General features: G+C 34.3%; 14 protein-coding genes. All 14 read right to left on the bottom strand.

All coding sequences use genetic code 11. The features are described from left to right. Window position 1: 1 nt before the first annotated feature. The 14 genes from MW871_RS07875 to MW871_RS07940 all read right to left on the bottom strand — a co-directional run bounded on the left by MW871_RS07875 (window position 2) and on the right by MW871_RS07940 (window position 22,778). Window positions 2-346 (bottom strand): hypothetical protein, encoded by a 345-nt coding sequence (locus MW871_RS07875; protein WP_248428171.1) that lies wholly within the window; start codon window positions 344-346, stop codon window positions 2-4. An 88-nt stretch (window positions 347-434) separates the two neighbouring features. After that, window positions 435-893, bottom strand: a complete 459-nt coding sequence (locus MW871_RS07880; protein ID WP_248428172.1) for an RHS repeat-associated core domain-containing protein — start codon at window positions 891-893, stop codon at window positions 435-437. 366 nt (window positions 894-1,259) lie between these two features. Next, on the bottom strand, window positions 1,260-1,976 hold the full coding sequence (locus tag MW871_RS07885; RefSeq protein ID WP_248428173.1) for a hypothetical protein: 717 nt from the start codon (window positions 1,974-1,976) through the stop codon (window positions 1,260-1,262). Next, window positions 1,973-2,491 carry a hypothetical protein gene (locus MW871_RS07890; RefSeq protein WP_248428174.1) on the bottom strand — a complete coding sequence of 173 codons (519 nt, stop codon included), beginning with the start codon at window positions 2,489-2,491 and terminating at the stop codon, window positions 1,973-1,975. Before MW871_RS07890 ends, MW871_RS07885 begins: the two co-directional genes overlap by 4 nt. Continuing rightward, window positions 2,488-3,435, bottom strand: coding sequence for an RHS repeat domain-containing protein (locus tag MW871_RS07895; protein ID WP_248428175.1), 948 nt, complete (start codon window positions 3,433-3,435; stop codon window positions 2,488-2,490). The genes MW871_RS07890 and MW871_RS07895 overlap by 4 nt, the downstream gene beginning before the upstream one ends. 435 nt (window positions 3,436-3,870) lie before the next feature. Continuing rightward, window positions 3,871-4,725: an RHS repeat domain-containing protein gene (locus MW871_RS07900; RefSeq protein WP_248428176.1), complete on the bottom strand. Its 855-nt coding sequence runs from the start codon at window positions 4,723-4,725 to the stop codon at window positions 3,871-3,873. Window positions 4,726-5,174: 449 nt separating this feature from the next. Continuing rightward, the gene (locus MW871_RS07905) at window positions 5,175-6,053 is read right to left on the bottom strand and encodes an ankyrin repeat domain-containing protein (protein WP_248428177.1); all 879 of its coding nucleotides are present in this window, start codon (window positions 6,051-6,053) and stop codon (window positions 5,175-5,177) included. Between the two features lie 16 nt (window positions 6,054-6,069). Further along, window positions 6,070-6,975, bottom strand: coding sequence for an RHS repeat domain-containing protein (locus tag MW871_RS07910; protein WP_248428178.1), 906 nt, complete (start codon window positions 6,973-6,975; stop codon window positions 6,070-6,072). Between the two features lie 794 nt (window positions 6,976-7,769). After that, complete coding sequence (locus tag MW871_RS07915) at window positions 7,770-8,624, bottom strand: RHS repeat-associated core domain-containing protein (protein ID WP_345799454.1); 855 nt, start codon at window positions 8,622-8,624, stop codon at window positions 7,770-7,772. A 455-nt stretch (window positions 8,625-9,079) separates the two neighbouring features. Continuing rightward, window positions 9,080-9,496 carry a DUF4279 domain-containing protein gene (locus MW871_RS07920; RefSeq protein ID WP_248428180.1) on the bottom strand — a complete coding sequence of 139 codons (417 nt, stop codon included), beginning with the start codon at window positions 9,494-9,496 and terminating at the stop codon, window positions 9,080-9,082. Between the two features lie 7 nt (window positions 9,497-9,503). Further along, window positions 9,504-19,283: a SpvB/TcaC N-terminal domain-containing protein gene (locus MW871_RS07925; RefSeq protein WP_248428181.1), complete on the bottom strand. Its 9,780-nt coding sequence runs from the start codon at window positions 19,281-19,283 to the stop codon at window positions 9,504-9,506. 53 nt (window positions 19,284-19,336) lie between these two features. Continuing rightward, window positions 19,337-21,301 (bottom strand): T9SS type A sorting domain-containing protein, encoded by a 1,965-nt coding sequence (locus tag MW871_RS07930; protein WP_248428182.1) that lies wholly within the window; start codon window positions 21,299-21,301, stop codon window positions 19,337-19,339. 32 nt (window positions 21,302-21,333) lie between these two features. Continuing rightward, window positions 21,334-22,065, bottom strand: a complete 732-nt coding sequence (locus tag MW871_RS07935) for an outer membrane beta-barrel protein (protein ID WP_188049676.1) — start codon at window positions 22,063-22,065, stop codon at window positions 21,334-21,336. 11 nt (window positions 22,066-22,076) lie between these two features. Next, window positions 22,077-22,778, bottom strand: a complete 702-nt coding sequence (locus MW871_RS07940; RefSeq protein ID WP_248428183.1) for an outer membrane beta-barrel protein — start codon at window positions 22,776-22,778, stop codon at window positions 22,077-22,079. Window positions 22,779-23,112: the final 334 nt, after the last annotated feature.

Genomic DNA, 23,112 nt, shown 5'->3' on the forward strand with positions numbered 1-23,112 from the left:
ACTACTTAATTCCTTGTGGTGCTGAATTTGCTCCAACTGCTACTATTACTTTAAAATACTCCCTAACCATCGCTTCTCCAAAACCTGAACCTGATAGATAATTATCACTTGCTTTTGCAAAACGATTACTCAAAACAGCAGAACCTGCTTGAACAGCACATTTGTTAAATGATCCTAGAGTTTGAAATCCCTGACCTTTCATAATATTATTTGGCGTCCACCCTATAGTTTCTCCAAAAATTTCGGGGCCAATTCCAGGCACTAGTGAGCTAGCTGTCGATACTATATTTATATCCCCAAAACTTCTTCCATTAGCTAAATATTGAGTTGTTGCATTAGATGTCATATTAATTCCAGCAGAGCCCCAAGTTATTTGAGATAAAGCTAGCTGCTGCTTCCGAATAGAGATAAGATCCGCCAGCAGCTATACCTCCTTAAACTGCTAATATTGGACCAGCAATTGCACCTACAAGCATTAAACTATATTGCAAATCTTTCTCACATCCATATGAAGGTCCGTAATCTCCCGAAGAAACATAATTACTCTTGTATCCTTTAATATTGACATTATCTAATTCAATAGTATTACCGATATCTTTTGCACCATCTTGTCCTTTCCAAGTGGTCGTAGCTTTTTCATATTTCCATGTTCCACTATTATCAGAATGAACTGCGCCATCTTCTGCATCAACCCCAGTTGGCGGTTCTGCACTCATTCCTATAGGGTCAATAAAACGAATAGGATTATTAAAGGTGTAAACATACGCTCCATAATTAATAGTTTTTTCTGCCAACGGATCCACATTCAACCAAAGTGAGGTCTTCATATCCAAATACCTAGCCCCATAATAGCTAAGGTTCGTTTCTCTATCCAGTTCCTTCCCATTAAACAAATACGGTGACGAAAACGAGCTAGAATGCTCGTCAAATAAAACCTCTCCAAATCGATTTTAGGAGATTCAACGATTCCAAAAAAACAATAAAAAAGAGAGTTAAAGGCCATCTACTCGACATGCTGACTTATGCTTCAGTTTAGTGTTGTAATATACGAAGTACTTCCTAAATTATCAGTTTTTTCGCAACATTATAAAACACAAAAACCGAGCAATTTGCTCGGTTTTTTTATACTTATTTCTATTTATTACTTACTCTACTTTGCGGGCACAGATTGCAAATCCAAGCGATCGGGTTTAATTAAAACCTAACCCAAGTTACTTTGAATTTATATACATTATGAGACAGTAGGAAAATTTTAAAAATTATTTAATAATAAAAATTTTCTTGTTTATATACATATTACTCATTGTACGATCTTCTCTCATTTTTGGAATAGAAAAGATAACTTTATCTATTTTTTGAGGGGTATAAGAATGTAAGAGGTAAGTAGATTTGAAAAAATTATTAGTTAATTTTTCAATTTTTATAGGTAAGGCATTAGAAATTCGTAAAAAGGCATAAAACTGATCATAATTATAATCTTTAAATAATTCTGGATCAATCTTTAAAATACTATCAGAAAAATAGTATCTATAAATCCCAGTTTTCCATTTTACTTCAACAATATAACATTCTAAGTCACCTATTTTTTCTTTCTCATTTATCTTTTTAACACTGGGGGGATTTCCTAATTTTTCTTCTAAATCTATTGTAACGTCTATAGCTGATACGATATTCAAATCTCCTATGAAAGTATATAATAGATTATTCTTTTTTATGAAATTACTAATAATATCAATACTACCATATTTTGAAATAGAAACGAAATCTCCTTTTGCAGAATAAATATAAGTTAAAGTATCTATTGGTATTTCACCTTGACTTTTCAATTTCTCAATCAATTTGTTTTTGCTTATGTTTTGTACTAATGTATCTCCTAAAATTTCAGTACTCACCAAATATTCTAACTTACCTTCAAAGGATTGCGAATTCACCTCAAAAGCAAGCATTAAAATAAAAAAAACTATTACATTTTTCATTTGAATTCAATATTATATTTTTTAATAACATATATTTCAAAAAAAGATTTACTGTATATGATATGTAATATGTGTTTATTAACTATTTCTTCTCTACTTAGATTATCAGTATTGTTATACCTCAAACTATATCTTTTGTCATTAAAATTAAAATAAATCAAATCTGTTCTTCCTGAAATAAAATTATCGATAGGTAATTTAATCTCTTCGTTTACCATTTTTTCAGAACTTTTAATAATACAGAAATTAATCGATAATTTTAATATGATAAAAATAAAAAACGACAAAATAAAAACTCCTACTATATTGATAATAGTGTTATTGTTTTTCTTTTTCTTTTTGACTGAATTATGTTTATACTGAAAAATCAAAATTATAAGTAAGGAAATTACAAAAACACATATATTTAAAATTAACGGAACATTTAATATTATCTTGTCTTCCTTTAGAAATAAGACTAGTAAAATCGCCATTAATATAAAAATCCATTTTTTTGAGAATATTTTTTCTGTCATTGGGTTGGATTTGTTTCTTTATTTAACTTCTTAGATGTAGAGCCATGTAAGACCTTCTCTCCCGTCTTAGTTTTTAGTACTGTTTCAATAGCATCATTCCTTTTTAACTTTTGTTCTGCTACTTTTTTGGCATAATTACTGACTCTTTTTTTTGATTCTCCTGCTGCAATTTTGTTCGCCTGTTTTTCTAATTTATTATACAGTTTTTTATTTTCTTTCTTTAAAGAAGCTAAAACTTCATCAGCTTTACTTCCAAATCCTTGTTCTACTAAAGTTTCAATTGCAGATTCCCAGAACAAGTCGAGCAAACTCACTTTACTAAAACTAAATTCATGATTCGCATCATCATATTTGCCTTGACTATATTTATCTAATGCTTTAGTAGTCATTTTACTAACTACACTAATTACAATTTTCCCTTCGGTTGATTTAGCAAATTTTGCAATTTTCGCAAGAGTAGATGTACCTGTAGGTGTAACAGTTGCAACGGCATATGCTCCTGCTGCATTCAAACCAGCTGACCACCAGCCTATATCATCATAAGACTGTTGAGATGATTTTCCTTCAATAAGCATTCCACCAAAATAATCCATCCCCACATCTAAAGCAAAACTTGCTATTGCATCAATAATGCCTATTATAGGATCTCTTCCGTCTGGATCTGTATAAATTATAGGGTTGTTAAGACAGAAAACGTTTGAACCTATGTTTGGATATTTTTCTTTTGAAGGATCCACATTCAACCAAAGACTCGTCTTCATATCCAAATACCTAGCCCCGTAATAAGAGAGATTCGTCTCTCTGTCCAACTCCTTCCCATTAAACAAATACGGGCTAGAAAAACTTGAGCTATGTTCTTCAAACAAAATCTCTCCAAAAGCAATGTACTCGACATGCTGACTTATGCTTCCGTTTCGTGTGGTAATATACGAAGTACTTCCCAAATGATCAGTTTTTTCTCAACAATATAAAACACAAAAACCAAGCATTCACGCTTGGTTTTTTTATGTTTAATTCACAACACTAGCAAACCTGCTCTTATAGCCTTTCTCGTAAAAGTCAGGAGACTTTATCAAATTTACGACTTATAACAACTTTTTTAAAAAGCGCAAAGTCTTGAGACATTTGCGCAGCAGTTGACACTTTTAAGAACTCTTCGCAGAGCGGGGCGGTCAGATTTTTGTGTTATTTTTTAAACATTATTTATGATTTTCAATATCCATAAAATGATTCCAGCGACTAAAATTATTGTAAGTCTTACGGAGAAAGATTTTTCAACAGAGTCTCTTTCTTCCCATTTTATTAGTTTTTCTTTAAAAAAAATAAGATATGCAATCAAAATTACTATTAAGCATATTAAAAAAATATAATCATTCATATTAGTTTTCTTTATAAGGTCCTGCTTTTGCTTCTCTCATTGCATCAAGAGATTTGTCTACTGCCATTGTTTCTAAATTAAGGAGATTTTTAGCTGCTGGCGCACCTAACGATTTGAAGGCAGCACCACCAACCTCTGGAATAGCCATCATTGCTGCCTTTGTTAAAACTTTTTCTTTAGTCAAAGTTCCATTATTAGCATCATTAGTTAAATCCATTACAGTTCCTGTGGTTGAGGCATAACCTCCATAAGTTATTAATGCTGCACCTATCGGAGCACCAACTCCTGTAAGACACATAATTGATCCCACAACCACAGCTGCATCTCCAGTATTTGACAAAACAGGAGCCAATTGTTCTAATGTGTTTGAGTTTTTACCTATATAGCTACCTCCTTGAGTTGTAAAACCTCCGTCAACAGTATCCATTGTATTTCCCCCATTTACTGAAAATTTCCCATCCTTTTGAAAATTAACTACTTCGCCAGTTTTTGTAGAACTTCCTGTTCCTGCTTCAAAAACTTGTTTGACACCAGTATATCCTGCTGCTTCTGCTTGTGCTTTTGTCTTTACACTGGAATCGTATATGATTTGTTGCTGTCCATTTTTGCCAGTAAAATTAATCCAATCTTGAGGAGCACTACCATCTGGATCTACTAATCTCAAAGGATTCCCCATACAAAAATTATATGGAGACCAATTTGGCATCTTCTCCGCCATTGGATCCACATTTAACCACAAACTCGTCTTCATATCCAAATACCTCGCCCCATAATAGCTAAGATTCGTTTCTCTATCTAATTCCTTTCCATTAAACAAGTACGGCGAAGAAAACGAGCTGGAATGCTCCTCGAACAAAATCTCCCCAAATCGATTTTATGAGATTCAACGATTCCAAAAAAACAATAAAAAAGAGAGTTAAAAGCTATGTACTCGACATGCTGACTAATGCTTCCGTTTCGGGTTGTAATATACGAAGTACTTCCCAAATGATCAGTTTTTTCTCAACATTATAAAACACAAAAACCAAGCAATTACGCTTGGTTTTTTTATGTTTAATTCACAACACTAGCAAAACTGCTCTTATAGCCTTTCTCGTAAAAGTCAGGAGACTTTATCAAATTTACGACTTATAACAACTTTCTAAAAAAGCGCAAAGTCCTGAGACATTTGCGGAGCAGTCGCCAACTTTAAGAACCCTTCGTAGAGCTGGGATACTCTTCGCAGAGCCGGGGGCGAAGTCAGAGACATTCGCACAGCATACACGACAAATTTACTTTTCTAAAGAACTCTTCGTAGAGCTGTCTTTAATATTTCTTAATATAATCTTTCCAATCTTTGGGATATTTTTTCTTTACTTTCTCTATTATATAGTCCGGAATTGGTTCTTTATCATAATCTAGCCCTTTCTTTTTTAAAAACTGAATAGCTTTGGTTTTGGCTTTGTACTGGTCTGAACTCAAATCGACAACTACTGTACGTAAACCCTCGAGAATATAAACATTGTGATCATCTGCCATCCTGTACAGTATTTTATCGTAATCTGCTCCTTTCTCTAATAAATATAATAACGCGTCCATATTATCATGAACTATGGCATCAGACAAAGGTAAATTAGTATAGACTTCTGGACCATTATTGGAATAATTAATATCTGCCCCGGCATTTACCAAGAGCTTTACCCTTACAAGGCTATTGGGATCCACATAGGATATTGCATTATTTAAACCCGCACTTCTTGCTTGATCACCCTCTTTTCCTGGTGCTGTTTCTAATGAATTAGCATTTCCTCCATATTTTAATACTAATTTTAAATATTCCGGATCTTCATTTCCTGCTGCATAAATTACCGCATTTGTACCGTATTTAAAGTCTTTCAAGTTCGGATTTGCACCTAATTCAAGTAGAGTTTTTAAACTTTTATATTGATTATTATATATAGCAAACATTAAAAGAGTTCCACCAAACCGAGACTCTTGAAAATTAATAATTGATTTGTTTTTTGCAACTTCTTCTCTAATTTTAATAATGTCTTCATCTTCTACTGCTTTAGATAACGCCCAAGCTGGAGTATCTTGAAATAATCTGTAATCTTTTCCTAGCAACTTTGTTTTATCTACTTTAGTTTCTCTATTACAGCTGAGGAGAAGAAAAACTAGACCGAAAATTATATATTTAGAGTTCATCTTTTTATATTTTTTGTTAACGTAATGATGCTGGAGGAGTTATAGCTTCTTTTATTATATCCCATGTTTTTTCAAAAAAGCCTCTTGTTCCTTGTAAATTTTCAATGCTGTTATTGATACTATGTCCGTTAAGAATAGCACTCCAACTTTTCGGAGCTAAGTAATGTCTCTTACCGCTAGTTGCTGGCAGAGGTGTAATTATATCTTGCAAAAAATTAAGAGGATCTGTTGCGGTAATATAAACATCTACTTTTGCTCCATTTAAACCAAATCTGCCTTTGGTAAAAACACTTAACCCCGCTTGATTAAAAGTTATAGCTTTACCTCCAGTACTTACAGCATTCCATTCTGCTAAAGAACCCCCTAAAGAATGCCCCGTAAAGGTGATTTCAGCATTTCCTATTCGTTTTTTTACAGCTTCTGTCGTCTTCTTTGAGTCTTTATATTGTTGCGATAGACCCAAAGGTTGTTTTACATCTGCACCTACATCTTTCCAACTTTCTTCTGTTCCAGCAGTAGCATAAGTATATTCTGTTTTTCCATTTGCGTCTTTTCTTTCATAAATAGCAGATTTAAAACCTGAATCATCATTATATAATTTTATACCTTTTGCAATATTAGAAACTTTCCAACCACCTGATAATTTAACTTTGCTGTCGTAAACGTGCGATGACATTAGCGCAGCTTCATATGGAGTTGGTGCTTGTCCATCAGGATCAATTAAATTAATAGGATTGTTAAAAGTATAGACATAAACTCCAATATTTTGCATTTTCTCCGCCAACGGATCCACACTGAACCAAAGCGAAGTCTTCATATCCAAATACCTAGCCCCATAATAGCTAAGATTCGTTTCTCGATCGAGTTCCTTCCCGTTGAACAAGTATGGCGACGAAAACGAGCTACTATGCTCCTCAAACAAAATGGCTCCAAATCGATTTTAGGAGATTCAACGATTCTAAAAAAACAATAAAAACTAGAGTTAAACGCTATGTACTCGACATGCTGACTTATGCTTCCGTTTCGGATTGTAATATACGAAGTACTTCCTAAATGATCAGTTTTTTCTCAAAATTATAAAACATAAAAACCAAGCAATTCCGCTTGGTTTTTTATTTTGTTTACTTGCTCTACTTTGTGGGTGCGAAGTCAGATACATTCGCACAGCACACACGACAAATTTACTTTTCTAAAGAACTCTTCGTAGAGCTGGACATTGCGCTAGCCGTTGAACTTATTTCTGCTCGGGCCAGCTCGGGGCCACATCTACTTTTGGACCTATTCCGTTTGGGCTAGCAAAAACTAATATAAAAATAAAATCAAAGTCATTTAGCTTTTTTACTAAGAAAAACAAATGACGATATTAACGACAACAAGGAAGTAATAATAATTACTTTAACTATATATTGTGTAGCTCCATCACCTAAAATTTCTAATTTATTAAAATTTATAAAAGTTAAAATTGACAAGAACAAACTCAATATATACAATAAAATAAAAATCAATTTTATAGTTATAAAATAAAAAACAACTACATCATTTTTAGAAAAAAAACTCATTAATTTTATTGGAAGAAAAATCACGTAAAAAAACAACCATAAAAATATTAATAGTTCTGAATTCAATTTGAATCCTAAATCACTAAAATAATTAAATAATGTAGAAAAGAAAAGAATGAAAAAATATAAAAAAAAATTACGCATTTAATTGTATTGTTTAGTTACTTGTTCTTTTAATTTTAGAGTCTATATCTTTCCCTGAGTTTCTTTTTTCAATCCCAATTTGTTTAGCTGCAGGTAAATAATTTTTCACTCCTAATTCATAACCTCCGATTTCTATATATGGTGTCATTTCTCCATTTTGTAGGCTACCAGCATTTAATGCTTTTTCCGCAACGGTTGTGCACTGATTAGCTTGTCCAACTTCACTTACTTGCGCCCATGGCTTGTCAAAAGTTTCTTTACCTGCCGAAATCATCAATGCATCAGTTTTCGCATCAGTAGTTATTTGATATGCATCTTGATATCTCTGAATTATATTACCTTTATCATCTCTATGAGAAGTTTCCTTCCCTTTTAAATCGTCATAATGATCTTTAAAACTATTGTGTTCAGAGTTCTTAAAATCAGCTAATTTTTTAAATGTGGTCTCAGTATAAACATCATTTTTCCCACTCTTTCCTCTACCTTTATTAGACCCCGTATCATAATCATAAGATAAATATTTCCAACCACTTTTATCATTTCCAATTAAAACTGCCATATGTCCAACTAAGTGAGCATGCGCATTTGTTTTTCCTCCATCCATACTTGTAGCTTCTCTTCTTCCATGTGAAAGCACTATTATATCTTTTCCGTCTGGATCTATTAAGTTAATAGGGTTATTAGCAGTAAACGCATAAGATCCTATATTAGGATATTTCTCCTTTTTGGGATCCACATTCAACCACAAACTGGTCTTCATATCTAAATACCTAGCCCCATAATAGCTAAGATTCGTTTCTCTGTCGAGTTCTTTTCCGTTAAACAAGTATGGCGAAGAAAATGAACTAGAATGCTCCTCAAATAAAATCTCCCCAAATCGATTTTAGGAGATTCAGCGATTCAAAAAAACAATAAAAAAGAGAGTTAAAGGCTATGTACTCGACATGATGACTTATGCTTCCGTTTCGGGTGGTAATATACGAAGTACTTCACAAATGATCAGTTTTTTCTCAACATTATAAAACACAAAAACCAAGTATTCACGCTTGGCTTTTTATTTTGTTTACTTGCTCAACTTTGTGGGTGCGAAGTCAGAGAGATTCGCACAGCATTTACGACAATTTTACTTATCTAAAGAACTCTTCGTAGAGCTGGGGGGCATTTGCGCAGCAGTGGTTTTATCAATTCCACCATTAGCAGCCTTTTTCAATACTTTTTTTGAATCTGATAATAGCTTTATGTCAGCTTGTAAAGTTTTTAAATCTAAAAGTGCACCTTCAACGCCAGCTGCCTTTAATTTATCATAAGAAACATCATGAGATATTAATCTTTCAAAATATAAGTATCAACATCTATTTCAGAATCTAATTTACTAACCATACTTAAAAAATTTCTATTAAAAAACAGCGACACTCCCTGTTCCTCTGCCAACTCTAAAACAATATCAAATTTTACAGTTACATTTTTAACTTCAGTTAAGTAATTATTTATGTTTTCTATTTTATTATTAAAAATATTATAAAATATTTCGGAAACTTCTTCAAAGTAGATTGTCTCAGACTGTATTGAATACTCCCAACATGATTCTTCCCTTTTTTTGTTTTTTTTATTATTCGGAATTAATTCTCCTTCTACCCAAAACTTTGTTGGACTTATATTTATTGATTCTGTAAAATCGATCGGGTTAAAATCGCTTCCAAATATTGAAAAAACAATTTTAATATTAGTATGATAATCCATAATATAATTATTCCGTTATAAATTCACCTGTATGTATTGGTTCTCCCTTGCCTCCTTTTTTTAGAATTAACACCTCATTTGTATCAGTGTGCTTATACAAATCGTATTCAGATATTTTTGCTTTCTTCCCTAAAAATTCATATTTTAATTCATGGGCGTCAATACCTGCTTTTTTCAAAAGATTAGCGGTTAAAATTTTGAAGTTTTTTCCGGCACTACCCATCATTGCAATGTCCTTGGTATCTATTTTTCCTTTTTTTAGGGATAATATTATTACACCAGCAGTAAGAGCCATCTCCGCCTTCTCTTTAACAGAAGCATTATTAAATTTGTCTTTAAATCCTTTCCAAGACAAACTCTCTAATGATTCTAAAATATCTCCTGGTACATCACTTAGTGCCGTTGCAGATCTCTGTAAATCGTGAATAGGATTACCATCATTTTTCCCATATCTTGATTCAAAGGCAGAAACTTCTTCCTTCTTCATTGGACGAACTGGAGCTAAATTTTCTGCTACTTTATTAATAACTTCACCACTGTCATCTAGAAATTGTTTTGTTTTATTCCAGTATTTCCCCCATTCTACTTGCTTTCCATTAGGATCTATATATGAAATAGGATTTTGATAACAATAAATATATGGATTCAAGTTACCACTATTATAAATACCGCCATTATGCTGACCATCAAAATAAAATTCACTTTCAAATACAGGGTTGTAAGTTGCAAGTGGATCGACCGAGAGCCAAAGACTAGTCTTCATATCTAAATACCTAGCCCCATAATAGCTCAAATTCGTTTCTCTGTCAAGTTCCTTTCCGTTGAAAAGATAAGGCGAAGAAAACGAGCTAGAATGCTCCTCGAATAAAACCTCTCCAAAGGCTATGTACTCGACATGCTGACTAATGCTTCCGTTTCGGGTTGTAATATACGAAGTACTTCCCAAATGATCGGGATGAAAGTAAAAAATATCATTCTCAGGCAATCCAATTCCTGTAAATCCTTCTCCAGGTTTCACCGTTGTTGGTTCCACGGGTGGACCAAATTGCACTGGTGGCCCTGGAACATCGCCGGGTTTATTAAAAATAGGATTTCTGGGCCAGCCTTCCGGTGGTGCTTGGTTTTCTGCTGCGGGTTTAAGCACTTCACTTGGATACGGATTGCCGGTAAACTCGGGTGTGGCATAAATCCCCTGTTGTGTAGGTGGTCCTGGTGGCAAACCTAAACTCTTTACATAAGCGTCCATTGCTTTTTGTTGCTCTGCCGTCAGGTTTGTATAATTTACTCCGCCAGCGGTAATACCCAAAGGTTGTGCAAAAGCACCGTTTCCTAATTTGCTCACAATACGTCCTGCGCCTTCAAAATAATGCTTGGTAAATTTCCCTTTGCTGATCACAAAATAAGGAGAAACATATCCTGTATAATCATCGGTGTGTACAATAGTTGCTGCCGTTTGCCCGTTGATGGCCACATTTTGAGAATCTCCAGAGCTTTTTATAACTCTTTCACCTCCTGCATCGTACGTATATTGATGAATTCGTCCGTTATCATTGATTCCCATGAGTCGGTTTTCTTCGTCCCAAGTCATTTTCCTAAAGCTCTTTTCTTCAGAATAGCTCGTTGGGTTTCCGTTTCCGTCATAAACGTAAACTCTTGGCTCTGCTTTTCCTACTTCTACTATTTTATTGGGCGCATTCGGATGCAATTCATTATCGTAGTTATAATCCAACACATAGCCTTTTTGCTCATTGTTCACCGTATGCACCAAGTTTTTATTAGTAATGTTGTGCATTTTATTGTAGCTCATGTTCAACTCATACTTGGCTTCGGTAAACTCACCGTTGTAAAGGGCTTTGGCAGTTTTCAGTCGGTAAAAATCATCGTATTGGTATTCATGATTGGAGGTTCCGCCCAATGTATTATTGATAATCGGAGCGGTATTTTTAATGTTCAATACATTTCCAACTAAATCATAACCATACGAATTGTTCATCACTTGCCTCGCTCCACTTTTCACTTGCAGTTGTTGCAATCGGCGCATCGTTGGATCGTAGGTATAATTAGTTTCGGTGTCATTTCCGTATTTCAAATACTTGCGTTGCTCAAACTCATCATACGCCAATTGCTTGATGTAATCATAAGTATGGCTTTCTTTTTTTCCTTGCATGCTTTGCAAATTACCCGCTCGATTGTAGGTATAATCCACTACTTCGCCATCGGGATAGGTCATTTTCTGAATTCGGTTCCAAGTGTCGTATTCGAACTGCGAAATATAGGTTTGTACATCGGTTGGGGTAATGCGCAAGGTTCGAATTTCCTTTTCGACTTCGCCTAATTTTCCGTAGAAAAATTCTTGTCCACCACTAGCGTCTTTTACAAACCACAGTCTTCCTCGGCGCGGTGCCGTTCCGTTGGCTTTACCATAATTGTATTGTACGTTGTTTTGTGGATTCTTTGGATATTTAATGCTTTCTAAACGGTTGTAATCATACTCGTATTGTATAGCGCCACCATTAGGGACCGTATTTTTAATATCCTGCGTAACACGTTTGGTTAGGTTTCCTGCCAAATCATATTCCATTGCCGTAGTTCCTGCATCGGGATGTGTAAACTCGGTTCTTCTGCCCAGCCAGTCGTAGGTGCTTTTGGTAATGTGATCCATCGCATCCGTGACCTGAATGGTTTCGCCTAAAGCATTAATATCAAACTTAGTCACCAAATCATTCTGAATGCTCGCCAAATTGCTGCCTTTGACATCCGTTTGCGATTGCACCGTTTTATTCAACGCATCGGTTTGCGTAGTCAGCATGGTAGAAACTCCTTCAAAAGTATCTATTTTGAAAGTGGTGGTATTGTTACTTCCGTCTGGCAAAGTGACTTTTATAGCACGACCCACTTCATCGTATTCGGTTTTGGTCGGATTTACACTAGATAATGCAGTACTAAAAGCAGCATCTATAGTAGTAGTTGTCGTGGGATAATAACTGGTGGTTGGGCGCCCTAAACCGTCATAAATAACTTTTCCTGAAACAATATGCGCTTCCTGATCTGGACTTCCTGCGGCGGTAAATAAACTGGCTGTTTTCTTTACTTGCAAGGCTCTGCCCAATCCATCAGTATAGGTATAGGTTTCGATATCTTTATCCAACTCTGGATCGTAATTTCTAGTTTTTGCGTACGGAACTTTTGCTGTTGGAAAATAATCGTAAGCAATCGTATACGGTTTTCCACTGGCAATTTCATAAGGACCTCGAATAGTTTTGGGACGACCTACGGCATCAATCGTATATTCAGTACTTTGATCGTTTCGATCAGTCGTTTTTAGCGGAATGCCAAAGCGGTAATCGTATTCCATTTTATTCTGATATCCAAAAGCATCTTTTATTTCAGTCAAAAAACTATGATTTTCGCCATCGTACACATAATTCATTGTCATGCGTTGGTCTTTGTAATTGGCTGGACCGGTTATTTTTTGAAGGTTTCCGTATGCATCATAAGCAATATCGGTTATGGCAATTTTATCAGCCGCACTGTAGTTTTTTATTTGAGTAACCTCAGCCGTTGTCGTATTAATGGTCGTGGCTCTCTTGCGGCGCAATCCGTCCTTAGTAAATACTTCCAATTGTTTCGGAATTCCACCAAAATAAGGGGTTGCACTTTCGTGATACGTAATTTTTGCCGTTACTTTATCCGTAGTGGTACCGTTTCCTAAATCGTCGTATTGCGTGATATTTCCGTTGGCATCGTAGGTACTAAAAGTGTTGGTTTCTAAATACTCACTTCCGCCCTCGTACATCTTTTGGTTGGTATGAATCAATCCCACAAAAATACGTTTGGCATCACAAACCGCTGAACTAAGATCAGTCAACGAAACACTTGCTTGTGTGTCTACCTCAATAAAGCTGTATTCGTTTTCCGATTCTTGACGCATTTTATTGTTTTTGTCTAACGTATAACTGCGTTTTAATAAATTTTTTCTGAAATAATCCTGATTGTAAAATTCCTGCGTAGTGGTTGCAAAAACCGAATTATCAGCAGCGTCAATTTGTTCTTGAATCACTTTTCCGAAACCATAAAACTCTCTTTCACGACGATCGTAATAGCCATCTTCATATCTAAATTTCGCTATCGAATGATCGATTCCATCACCCACATGTCCATCATTAATATCCACGGATTGCAAAACCCATTTGCCATTTGGATTTTCATAAGTTGGTTTTAGTAATTCGTAATCCACCACGTAACTGTTGCCCGCTGCGTTGGTAACGCCTTTTAGCTTGTTGGTTCTTTTGATGTTCGAAAGGCGGACGGTTAGGTTGTCTTCGTCAGTTGAAAGGATGTAATCGAGGTTACCGTCACCATCGATGTCGTTGAAAGTAGCTTCGGTACGAGAGGTTGAAGTTCCTATTGAAGCGCCAAAACTAGGCACAATTTTTAATAGCCAAACATTAATTGGAATTGAAAAACCTACATTCCCGCCATAACTTGATGAGGTATTTCGTGTCATAGACTCATAACGAGGATAGGTTATCGCTGGTGCAAATGAATTACCCATATTCAATTCGACCAACACAGCATTGTCGTGGTAAGTAATTTTATCTGCCAAACCGTCCGAATTAATATCTAAAAAGGAATTAGAATTATCCGAAGTGGTGTGCGAATAGTTTAATCCTCCAGAAAAGGATCCATTATAAATACTATATCCTGCATTACCAGCTATATCAAGAGATTTTCCTTTGTTAATAACGTTCATGTTAGGCCAAGTTTCAGAGGGAAGAAAACCATAACCCGTATTCAGCGCTACTGATTCGTTATCTTGAATTTTATCCGCTAATCCATCACCATTAATATCGGAATAAATATGTGTGGAATGATCGTTTGAGAAACCTATATTACCACCCAAACTAACCGTACCTCCTACTTTTGCTGCATTGGAACCAGCATTTGTTTTCGCACTATTGAATTTGACACCTGTTTTGCTAATATCTACACTAGCCGAACTTTGAGTCCCTCCATGGCTATAGCTACCCGAAGCACTTCCGCCTAAACTAGTCGTTTTTGAATGACTAAAATTACCCGTATCTTGTAATCTATTTTCTTTTCCTCCCATAGGAGTTGTAAACTGAACCTTTCCATCTCTAATATAATCGGGATATCGATCTCCATTCATATCACTCATGGTTTGAACAACGTAGGAATCTCCTTTTGAAGCAGACAAACCTCCACTGATTGCACCTGAGCCAACGCCAATACCTCCGCCGCCTCCAATACTGCGACTTTTACTTTCGGTAATCATATCTAAAGCTTCTGTTTCGCCTCCTGTTATAGATGTAACAGGTGAAGAAAAATCGGCATATTCTGCAAAATCGTCTTCACCCAATCGACTTGTTCCCATAAATTCCCTTTGAATGAAAATATTTTCTTCACCACCGTAAAAAAAAGTATCGGAATACTTTGCAGCCATAGGAATAAAATACTGATTGTTAGTATTAAATTCTTCCGGCATACTATCTGGGTCTAATGAATTAATGTCTGGAAAATTATCCGTGTCAATGTTATTGTTACTGTTAAATTTCAGCTGTGATTGGTTAATCAGATTTCCCGCAAGATTTCCATTAATTGCAAAGCGACCCCAATTTTTATACTGAATACCAAAATTTGCATCGGTTTCATTCCAATCAGAAAAAATAGAAAAATTATCGGTACTTGCGACCCATCTTAATACATAAGGGGCTTCTTCTATTGGTATTTCAATTTTATAATTAATTTTTAATTTGCCATTAGGATAAGATTTTATAATTTCATTAAGTTTAGTATTACTTACATAAACCTCTAAATCTATAGGCTGATCTTGTTGAGTTTCAGGATAAACATAGGTGTTGTCAAAAACTGAAGTTGTTTCCTCTAATTTACCATCAACCACATCAAACGTTTTTCTTGCCACTAATTTATTAGCTTGTTTTGCAGAAATAATAATTTTCCCATTATAATCTGAGGCAAGAGGTTGTTCTATAAGCTGATAATCTAATGGATTTATACTAATTACTAGTTTTCCTGTAATTGTTGGTTTTTCTCCATTAATAACATAATTTCCATCTATTTTAGAGTAAAAAGAATGTGAAACATCTACTTTTTTGATATTGTCTTCTGGTTTTGTCCCTGGCATTGCAGGGATTGTAACTATAGCATTAAGCTCTAAAGTTTTTACATCAATATTAGTTAAAGTTTCAACTTGCGTTCTGATAAAAGCATTGTCTTCAGGAATATTAAAAGAAAGAGAAGTTAAATCAAAATTGACAATTTCTGAGGCTAAAAATGTTTTTTTGTACAATATTGTTTCAACATTGGAACCCATTACATTTTTTACAATTTTTAAAGTAACATGGTCCGATGTAAATGGCTTTTTAAGAGTACCAGAGAAATTAATTATTCCTGACTTAGGAACCACTATAGGATTGGAAGAACTTACAAAAAAATCTTCTGATGCTTGGAAATTTTTGAGTGAAACTAAATTAGCATCATTATCTGTAGTCAACACATCATTCAATCTGTTTTTAACACTATTATTTTCATAATAATACTCTCGTACTTTGATGTATTCGATTTTTGGATCCCAGGATACTTTATCAAAATTACCATCCTTTATCGAACTCACTCTAAAATATAAACGTTCTCCTTTTGTGACGGTTAGTGTTTGTGCAGGTCTTGTTTTTATTGTATAATCTGTTCCTGAAATGACTTCATCCCAAATAAGATCGTTATTTTTCTGAAAATAAAGGTGCACCCCATCTGCCTTATCAATTCCATTTCTAGTTTTGTAGTCTTGTCTTTGTTTGGAGGTATCTTCTAGTAATTGATAACTTTGGTTTACAGCAATAGTACCATTTACAGGAGCTTGCCATACCCGTACTACATCATTCAATGGATTTTTTTTCAACAATTCATCTAATTCGACTGTTCGATCTGGAGCAGTAAGCGTTAATGTTCCAATGCCTGAAACCGGTGCAGGAGTAGCCAAACTGGATGTTAAAAAAGTAGGGACACCATCCACAATACGATTGTATTGTACTTTTCCATTCTCTACAAAATCAACTAATCCATCTCCATTAAAATCCATAAAATAACTAATCGATCGATTGGTTGAGCGCTGTTCATCATACCCAATATTAGCGGAAGTCACTCCATTACCAATACTCGCATCCACACCCCAACTAAAAGATTTGCTTTTACTAACGCCTAAATCATTTATACCCGTTATAATCTTAGGAATATCAAAGTTAAAAGGCACTGTAGCCATCAAGTTTTTACAATAATAAACAACGTTACCTTTTGAAAATACCTTATCAGGATAGCCATCTCCATCTAAGTCTTGTAAGACAACGAAAGTTTCAGATTCTCCCCAATTGTTTCCTCCATGAGCTCCTATAGTATTATTTTTATAGCCAGCACTACTAGGACCAACACCTATTCTATAGTTGATTCCCTTTGAATTACCTATCGTACTCCCTACTAATGTGTGGTTACTTTCAAAAAATTTTATACCTGTAAAACCTTGTTTTATGTTATTGTTAGGCACTGTCCAAACCTGTTCCTCTCCAAAAGGTTTATAGACACCTGCTTCTCGCACATCATCAAAATAATCCAATGTGTTGGTATAAAACAATTTCGATTCCGAATCAAATTCTGAAATTGATTTTAATAGGGTTTTCTTGAATGCACCTTCCTTATAATTCAATTCGTAACTGCGAACCATTTGGTCTTTGTAACGCACTTCAATTTTTCTTAGTAATTGGTTGTTCAATTGTTTGAATCCCAAACGTGCAGAAACTTGAACATCTGGCCGGTTGGGCTCACCTAAATCGCTGTTTTTGACAAAGGAAACGCTATAATTTCCTTTTTCGGAACCAAAACCGGTATAGTAGACTTTTTTAAGATAGAGTTCACCTTCTTTTTTTTCGTATTCGTACTGTACCGTATTTCCTTTCAAATCCACTTGCATTGCTAATGCCCAATGTCCAATATTTCCAGAAGCATCTTGTAAAATACTGTTGTCGGCTAAGCCAGAAGTCGTTCCACCATAATAACTAGCGACTCCACTTTTATCTCTCACAATCCAATAGTAGTCTTTAGGCGAAGATCCTTTGCGGATAATTTTTTGAAAAGCACCTTCTCGACGCGGATAAAATTGTTTGTCTGCTGTTCTGGTTACCCATGCAGCACGATGCGTATTCGGGATCAGCGCCTCGCCAGCAATCGAGTACGATTCCGTTTCCTGATTGGCATCATATCGTGGTGCACCCCAACGGGTTTCTATATTAACGGATGGAACCGAAACATCCCAACCCATTCCTGCCCAGCTGTGTCCACCATCACTGTCGTATTGCAAATTAAAAGAAGGTTGCATTCCGCCTCTTCCGTTCGGTATTGCGATTCCAAAACCGGTACTTGCGGTTCCTCTTCCGTTTGCCGAAGGTGGCGCAATAGACTGAATTCCAACTAATGGACTTGCTGCTTTTAAATCCTTGATACTCGTTGGCGTATAACCAGAAGTTTCTGGAGATTCGGGCATTTTTATAATTCCAGCAATAAAATCCGTGAAGTGTGTCGTTTTTGCACTGATCATTCCGCCTTTTATATCTAAAGAATCTTTTCGAACTTCCTGCCAAAGTCTTTTGTTTTCATCAAAATAAAAAACGTTGATGTCTTTTTCCGTATATCCTTCTGGAATGGCTTTTTTATCAAAAGGTAAAGACAAATGAACTGCTTTTTCAAAAACAGTTCCGTGTGGCAACAATCGAAAACCAGCATTCGTTTTAGTCACATTGACCATAGCCGTATTTAGAGGGGCTATGTCTATTTTTCGCAAACCACTTACAGAAACTGTTACTTTATTTTTTAAAGCACCAATTGGGAAAATAGCCGAGAAATCTTTGTAAACCATTTTACTTTCCTTTTGAAAATCAATAGTTTTAAAAATACGTTCTTTTGCATTTTCTACAGCAACAAATCGATCCACTTTTTTGAAATCACTTACCGCTAAATTTTGATTACTTATTGTTCCTGTTGTCGTCTCTTTGGTCAACAGTATAGATTTTTCAGCTTCTTTACGATCTAAAACCAATTCAAATTCTGGTTCACTCATATCTATTGCAATCCCCTCTATAGTTAGTGATTTAATTTGAGACGGAAAATTAGTTCCTTTGATGTATAACTTAGTTTCTGACTGTAAAAGTGTTAGCTCATTTGAAGGAACCACCGATTTATAGACAATTCGAACATTTTTTATTTTATACGAATTCGCCACTCCTTCTGATGCGGTAAACAAAACCACATTATCCCCATTTCTTAATGATTTTTCAGAGAGTAATTCTGATTGTTGGTTCCAACTTTTATTAGGTGATAAAAATTGTCCTCCAATACTAGGCTGATTATTTACACTTCTAGAGATAGAAGCTGCTTGATCAAAACCATATAATTCGTATTCTAAGTAGGCACTTTCAGTTGCAGCAGGTTCCGCATCAATTTTAAAATGAAATACGTTATCATAGGCATCATCCGAGTCATTTTCCTCTTGAATACCAATTACTCCTAGTTGAATATCTGCATCAAATACTTTTGACGGAGTAACGAACGCGGGATCTAATTTTACCTTTTCAGGAAGGGATTCAGTTGATTGTTCTTCAAAAAAATGAGTAGTTAATAACGAAACAACAGCATTGTTTTTTAAATTTATTGCAAACAAAAAGGAACTAACTAAAAGGACACTAATTATAATTTTATTTTTCATAACGAATAGTAATCAACTGTGGGGCAATCGGTTAATTTTTATTTAAAATGGAACTACTTAACAATTACTTTAAAAGTTTTAGTTCCAAAATCTGATTTTACGGTAACAAGATACATTCCTGATGAAGCGTTGATAACCCCATCATATAGGTAATTTTCTATTTGCTTGAATTCCTTTTCTTGAATTAATTTTCCATTTAAAGAATGTATAGCAATTGTGGCATCCGTTTTTTGAACAAATTGCATGGCTATTGTAAAATGACCGTCAATTGTTGGATTGGGATATAATATCAAGACATTAGAATCTAAATTTTCTTTCCCATCTGTAGAAACCGCAATTTTAGTCGAAGTCTTGCATAGATTATCACTTGATAATCGAAGTTCATAAATACCGGCTTGATCTATTAAAATTTTAGGATTATCATCAATAAAATTCCCCTCATAATACCATTTGTATTCATAATTTCCTGGTTTCAACCCTTGACTTGCATCAAGTGTAATTGCGTTACCGTTCGTGAGTTGGTATTGTGATTTTAAATCTGGGAAAGTACCTTCTTTGTCAGCTACAAAAACAGTTTCTGTGTATAAATTGCCTTTTGCATCTTTAACGATATACTCGTAATTCCCCGACGAAAGTTGTACTCCACTAGCACTTTTAGCAGCTTGGTTCCATTGTTTTACGACAGTATCACTTCCTTCTTTTTTTACTGTTACTACAAAAGGAGCTTCACCTCCTTGTATAGTATAATTTAATTCTCCGGATCCCGTTACTCCACAAGTAGCTTCTGTAATCCAAACGCTACTGAACATTTCTGGAGCAATTTTTATAGTAAAATTAGTTTTTCCTGTTTTTTGTTTGTCCCAATCAAAATCATTCAACACTAGTTTTTGTTGTGTTTCTGTACTTCCTAAACGTATGTATTCTGAATCTTTTTCTTGATAAGTTCCTTTTCCTGAATAATCGACTAATAACCAGTAAAAAGTATTTTTAGGTAAAGTCCCTTTTATAAAACTCGTATTAAAATTCCAATCCAGACTTAAATCACTTGGATTCACAAAATCTAATTGCCATTCTCTCGCAATTCCTATTGGCGCTCCTTGTTCCTGCTTTTTTACAATAAGATTTTTGCTGTTATCACTCCAAAAAGAAAAATAATTATTTGGTATTTTGTTGCTTTTACTTTTAAGAGCAATGGTAAGCAAACCTTCTTCTATCATATTGCTACTTTTTAATTGTAACAATCCACTCGCATCATCTCTTCCTACAGCAGTAATAGAATTTTCAAATCCCTTGTGTTTATCTATATCCCAAATAATATCTCCTGAACTATTGAGGTAATTTTTACTTTCAAATTGCGAAAGAGAAATTCCATATTTAATACCTAAATAGCTAGCTACTTTTTGAGTTTCTAATCCCGAGAGTACTCTATTGTATACCAAAATTTCACCTATATTTCCTTTAAAATCTTCTGGCGGTAATTTTTCTAACTTAGACCTTTGACCAATTGTTAGTGAGGAAGAGCGCGCTATGGTATCGGTAATATTTTGCTGAAAAAAATGAATATTGGCTTTATGAGGTTTTATTTTTTCTTTATAAGACTGGTACGAATATTTTTTTAAATCTACCAAACGTTTATTGGTGGCAAGTGCTACTATTTTTTTCGGATCATTTATTGTCCATAAAAACTGTTCTTTTAAACTATCTTTTACTTTATAGACTAGAAATAAGGTCTGTTTCCTTTTTTTATCCGTTCCTAATGGCAGAATCAAAGAATCTTGTGTCGCATCAAAGATTATACTAGGGTTAAAATTGAAAGCCGTTCCCGTTTGTTTTTTAGCAGTTATTTTACCTTCATTATCCGTACGATTTTCCCAATAATAAGCTTCTCCACTATTTCTTGAAGTAAGCCAAAAAGTAGGATCTTGTACAGCACCAGGTTTTATTTTTTGTTGCGAAAAAATTAAATTACTGGTCGATAACGCAATAAAAACCAATACTAAAAAAATCCTTCTACACATAATTTCTACTATTTTAAAAAATGAAATCGCTATTAAAAATTCGCCAAATCATCAAAATCAAATGAATATCCAATAATTAATGAAATACTATTAATCTTATTTTTATTTTCGCTGTAGCGATGCCCGTTTTCTTCAGTTGCTAAAGCATCTGTAAGCCCCAAAGTATATCTGGCTCCAACAGTCCAATTGGATTCAAATTCGTATCCAGCTGAGAATATTCCGTAAAAATAATTTTTACCGGTAAGCGCTTCTCTCAAAACTTTTTGTACGTTGGCATCAGGCTCAAAATAAACTCCAGAATTTGCAAATAACTCTTGACTATTGGAAGTGTATTTTATATTATTAGCATTGATATTAAAAGACACACCTGGACCAACACCAACATATAAACCTTGATACGGATAATACTTAAATTGAGTGGCGGTATTAAGATAACTGTAACCAAAATTTATTTTGTATTCAAGACCTTTTACATCTTCATAATTCAAATCGGTGGCTTGTTGAGAATACGAAACCTCGGTTTGAATACTCACTTTTGCATACGGATATTTCCAGTTAATTAAAAATCCCGCCGTAGGACCAAACTTTCCTTTCTCTTCTAAAGTGTAGCCTTCATAAATTCCTTTGGGTACAATTACATCAGGAAGATTAGACATTTTTGAATACATTCCGCCCACAAAAAGCCCGTAAGTGATTCTTCTATCTCCTTGAGCTGAAAGTGATTTTGCGCCAATTAAAAAAAGGATTATAATAATTTTTTTCATTTTTTTTGAAATTACCATTGGTGAAAACTATAGCCTAAGGAAAGACTAATAGTGTTGGTTTTATTTTGATTTTCGATAAATTGAAAGGAGGAAGCGTTACTTTTTACTACATCTTTTACACCTAAATAATAGCGTAGATCAAAATGAATACTTTGCTGAAGTTCATATCCCAGAGAAAAGCACATCGAAAAATCATCTGCACCATCTAAACCATCTTGATAAAACTGTCTAGTAGCTACATCATATAATCCGCCAGCTTCATTCGATTTATAAGTAACATTATTGGGTGAAAGGCTCACACCATAAAAAGCACCAAAACCTAAATTTAATCCCTTATAAGGATATACTTTATACAATGCCCCTATTTCTATGTAAGAATAATTGAGCCCTAACTCAAACTCCTTACCTACTCTGTCCTTATAGGTAACAGTCTCTCCCGATTGTCTAAACAAAATTTCGGGCTGAATGGCTACGCGAGTATCGTATAATTTAAAATTCAAGAAAAAACCACCTTCTAAACCATAAAGACCTTTGGTTTCCATCTTACTATTATCAAATGTATTATCTCGTCCCTTTATACTCTCTGGAAGATTACTGATTTTTGAGTGTAAAGCCCCGAATTTCAAACCATAAGTAATGTTGGTGTCGTGTTGAGAATAAATCAAAGTGTTAAAAAAACAACAAAAAATTGATAAGTATTGTATTACTTTCATGCAAAATTTTTTTGCAAATATAGACGGTAATATTTTAAATATCAACACATTTTTAAAATACAAATGTTAAATGTACAAATGATTATAATAAAAAAATAGCTACATATTTTATTAATTATTAGTTTTATTAATAAAGAATAATCTGATATATTTTAAAAAAAAATAACAATATTTATATTATTTTACTATTAAAAAAAGTTTTTAAAACCTCAGTTTCTTTTGTTATAGTAAGACTTTAAGTTAAAAAATACAAGAAGCATTAAGTGATCATATTTAAAAAAAAAGAGGTTTTTTTGAGAATCATAAAAGTGCTGTTCTTTTTATTTTATGATAG

This window comes from Flavobacterium pygoscelis (assembly GCF_023162025.1).
GTDB lineage: Bacteria > Bacteroidota > Bacteroidia > Flavobacteriales > Flavobacteriaceae > Flavobacterium > Flavobacterium pygoscelis.

Bases quoted from the DNA above. Each gene is read 5' to 3' on its own strand.
- MW871_RS07885 (WP_248428173.1), bottom strand. From the start codon at position 1,976: ATGAAAAATGTAATAGTTTTTTTTATTTTAATGCTTGCTTTTGAGGTG.
- MW871_RS07925 (WP_248428181.1), bottom strand. From the start codon at position 19,283: ATGAAAAATAAAATTATAATTAGTGTCCTTTTAGTTAGTTCCTTTTTG.
- MW871_RS07920 (WP_248428180.1), bottom strand. From the start codon at position 9,496: ATGGATTATCATACTAATATTAAAATTGTTTTTTCAATATTTGGAAGC.
- MW871_RS07940 (WP_248428183.1), bottom strand. From the start codon at position 22,778: ATGAAAGTAATACAATACTTATCAATTTTTTGTTGTTTTTTTAACACT.
- MW871_RS07935 (WP_188049676.1), bottom strand. From the start codon at position 22,065: ATGAAAAAAATTATTATAATCCTTTTTTTAATTGGCGCAAAATCACTT.
- MW871_RS07930 (WP_248428182.1), bottom strand. From the start codon at position 21,301: ATGTGTAGAAGGATTTTTTTAGTATTGGTTTTTATTGCGTTATCGACC.
- MW871_RS07890 (WP_248428174.1), bottom strand. From the start codon at position 2,491: ATGACAGAAAAAATATTCTCAAAAAAATGGATTTTTATATTAATGGCG.
- MW871_RS07875 (WP_248428171.1), bottom strand. From the start codon at position 346: ATGACATCTAATGCAACAACTCAATATTTAGCTAATGGAAGAAGTTTT.
- MW871_RS07905 (WP_248428177.1), bottom strand. From the start codon at position 6,053: ATGAACTCTAAATATATAATTTTCGGTCTAGTTTTTCTTCTCCTCAGC.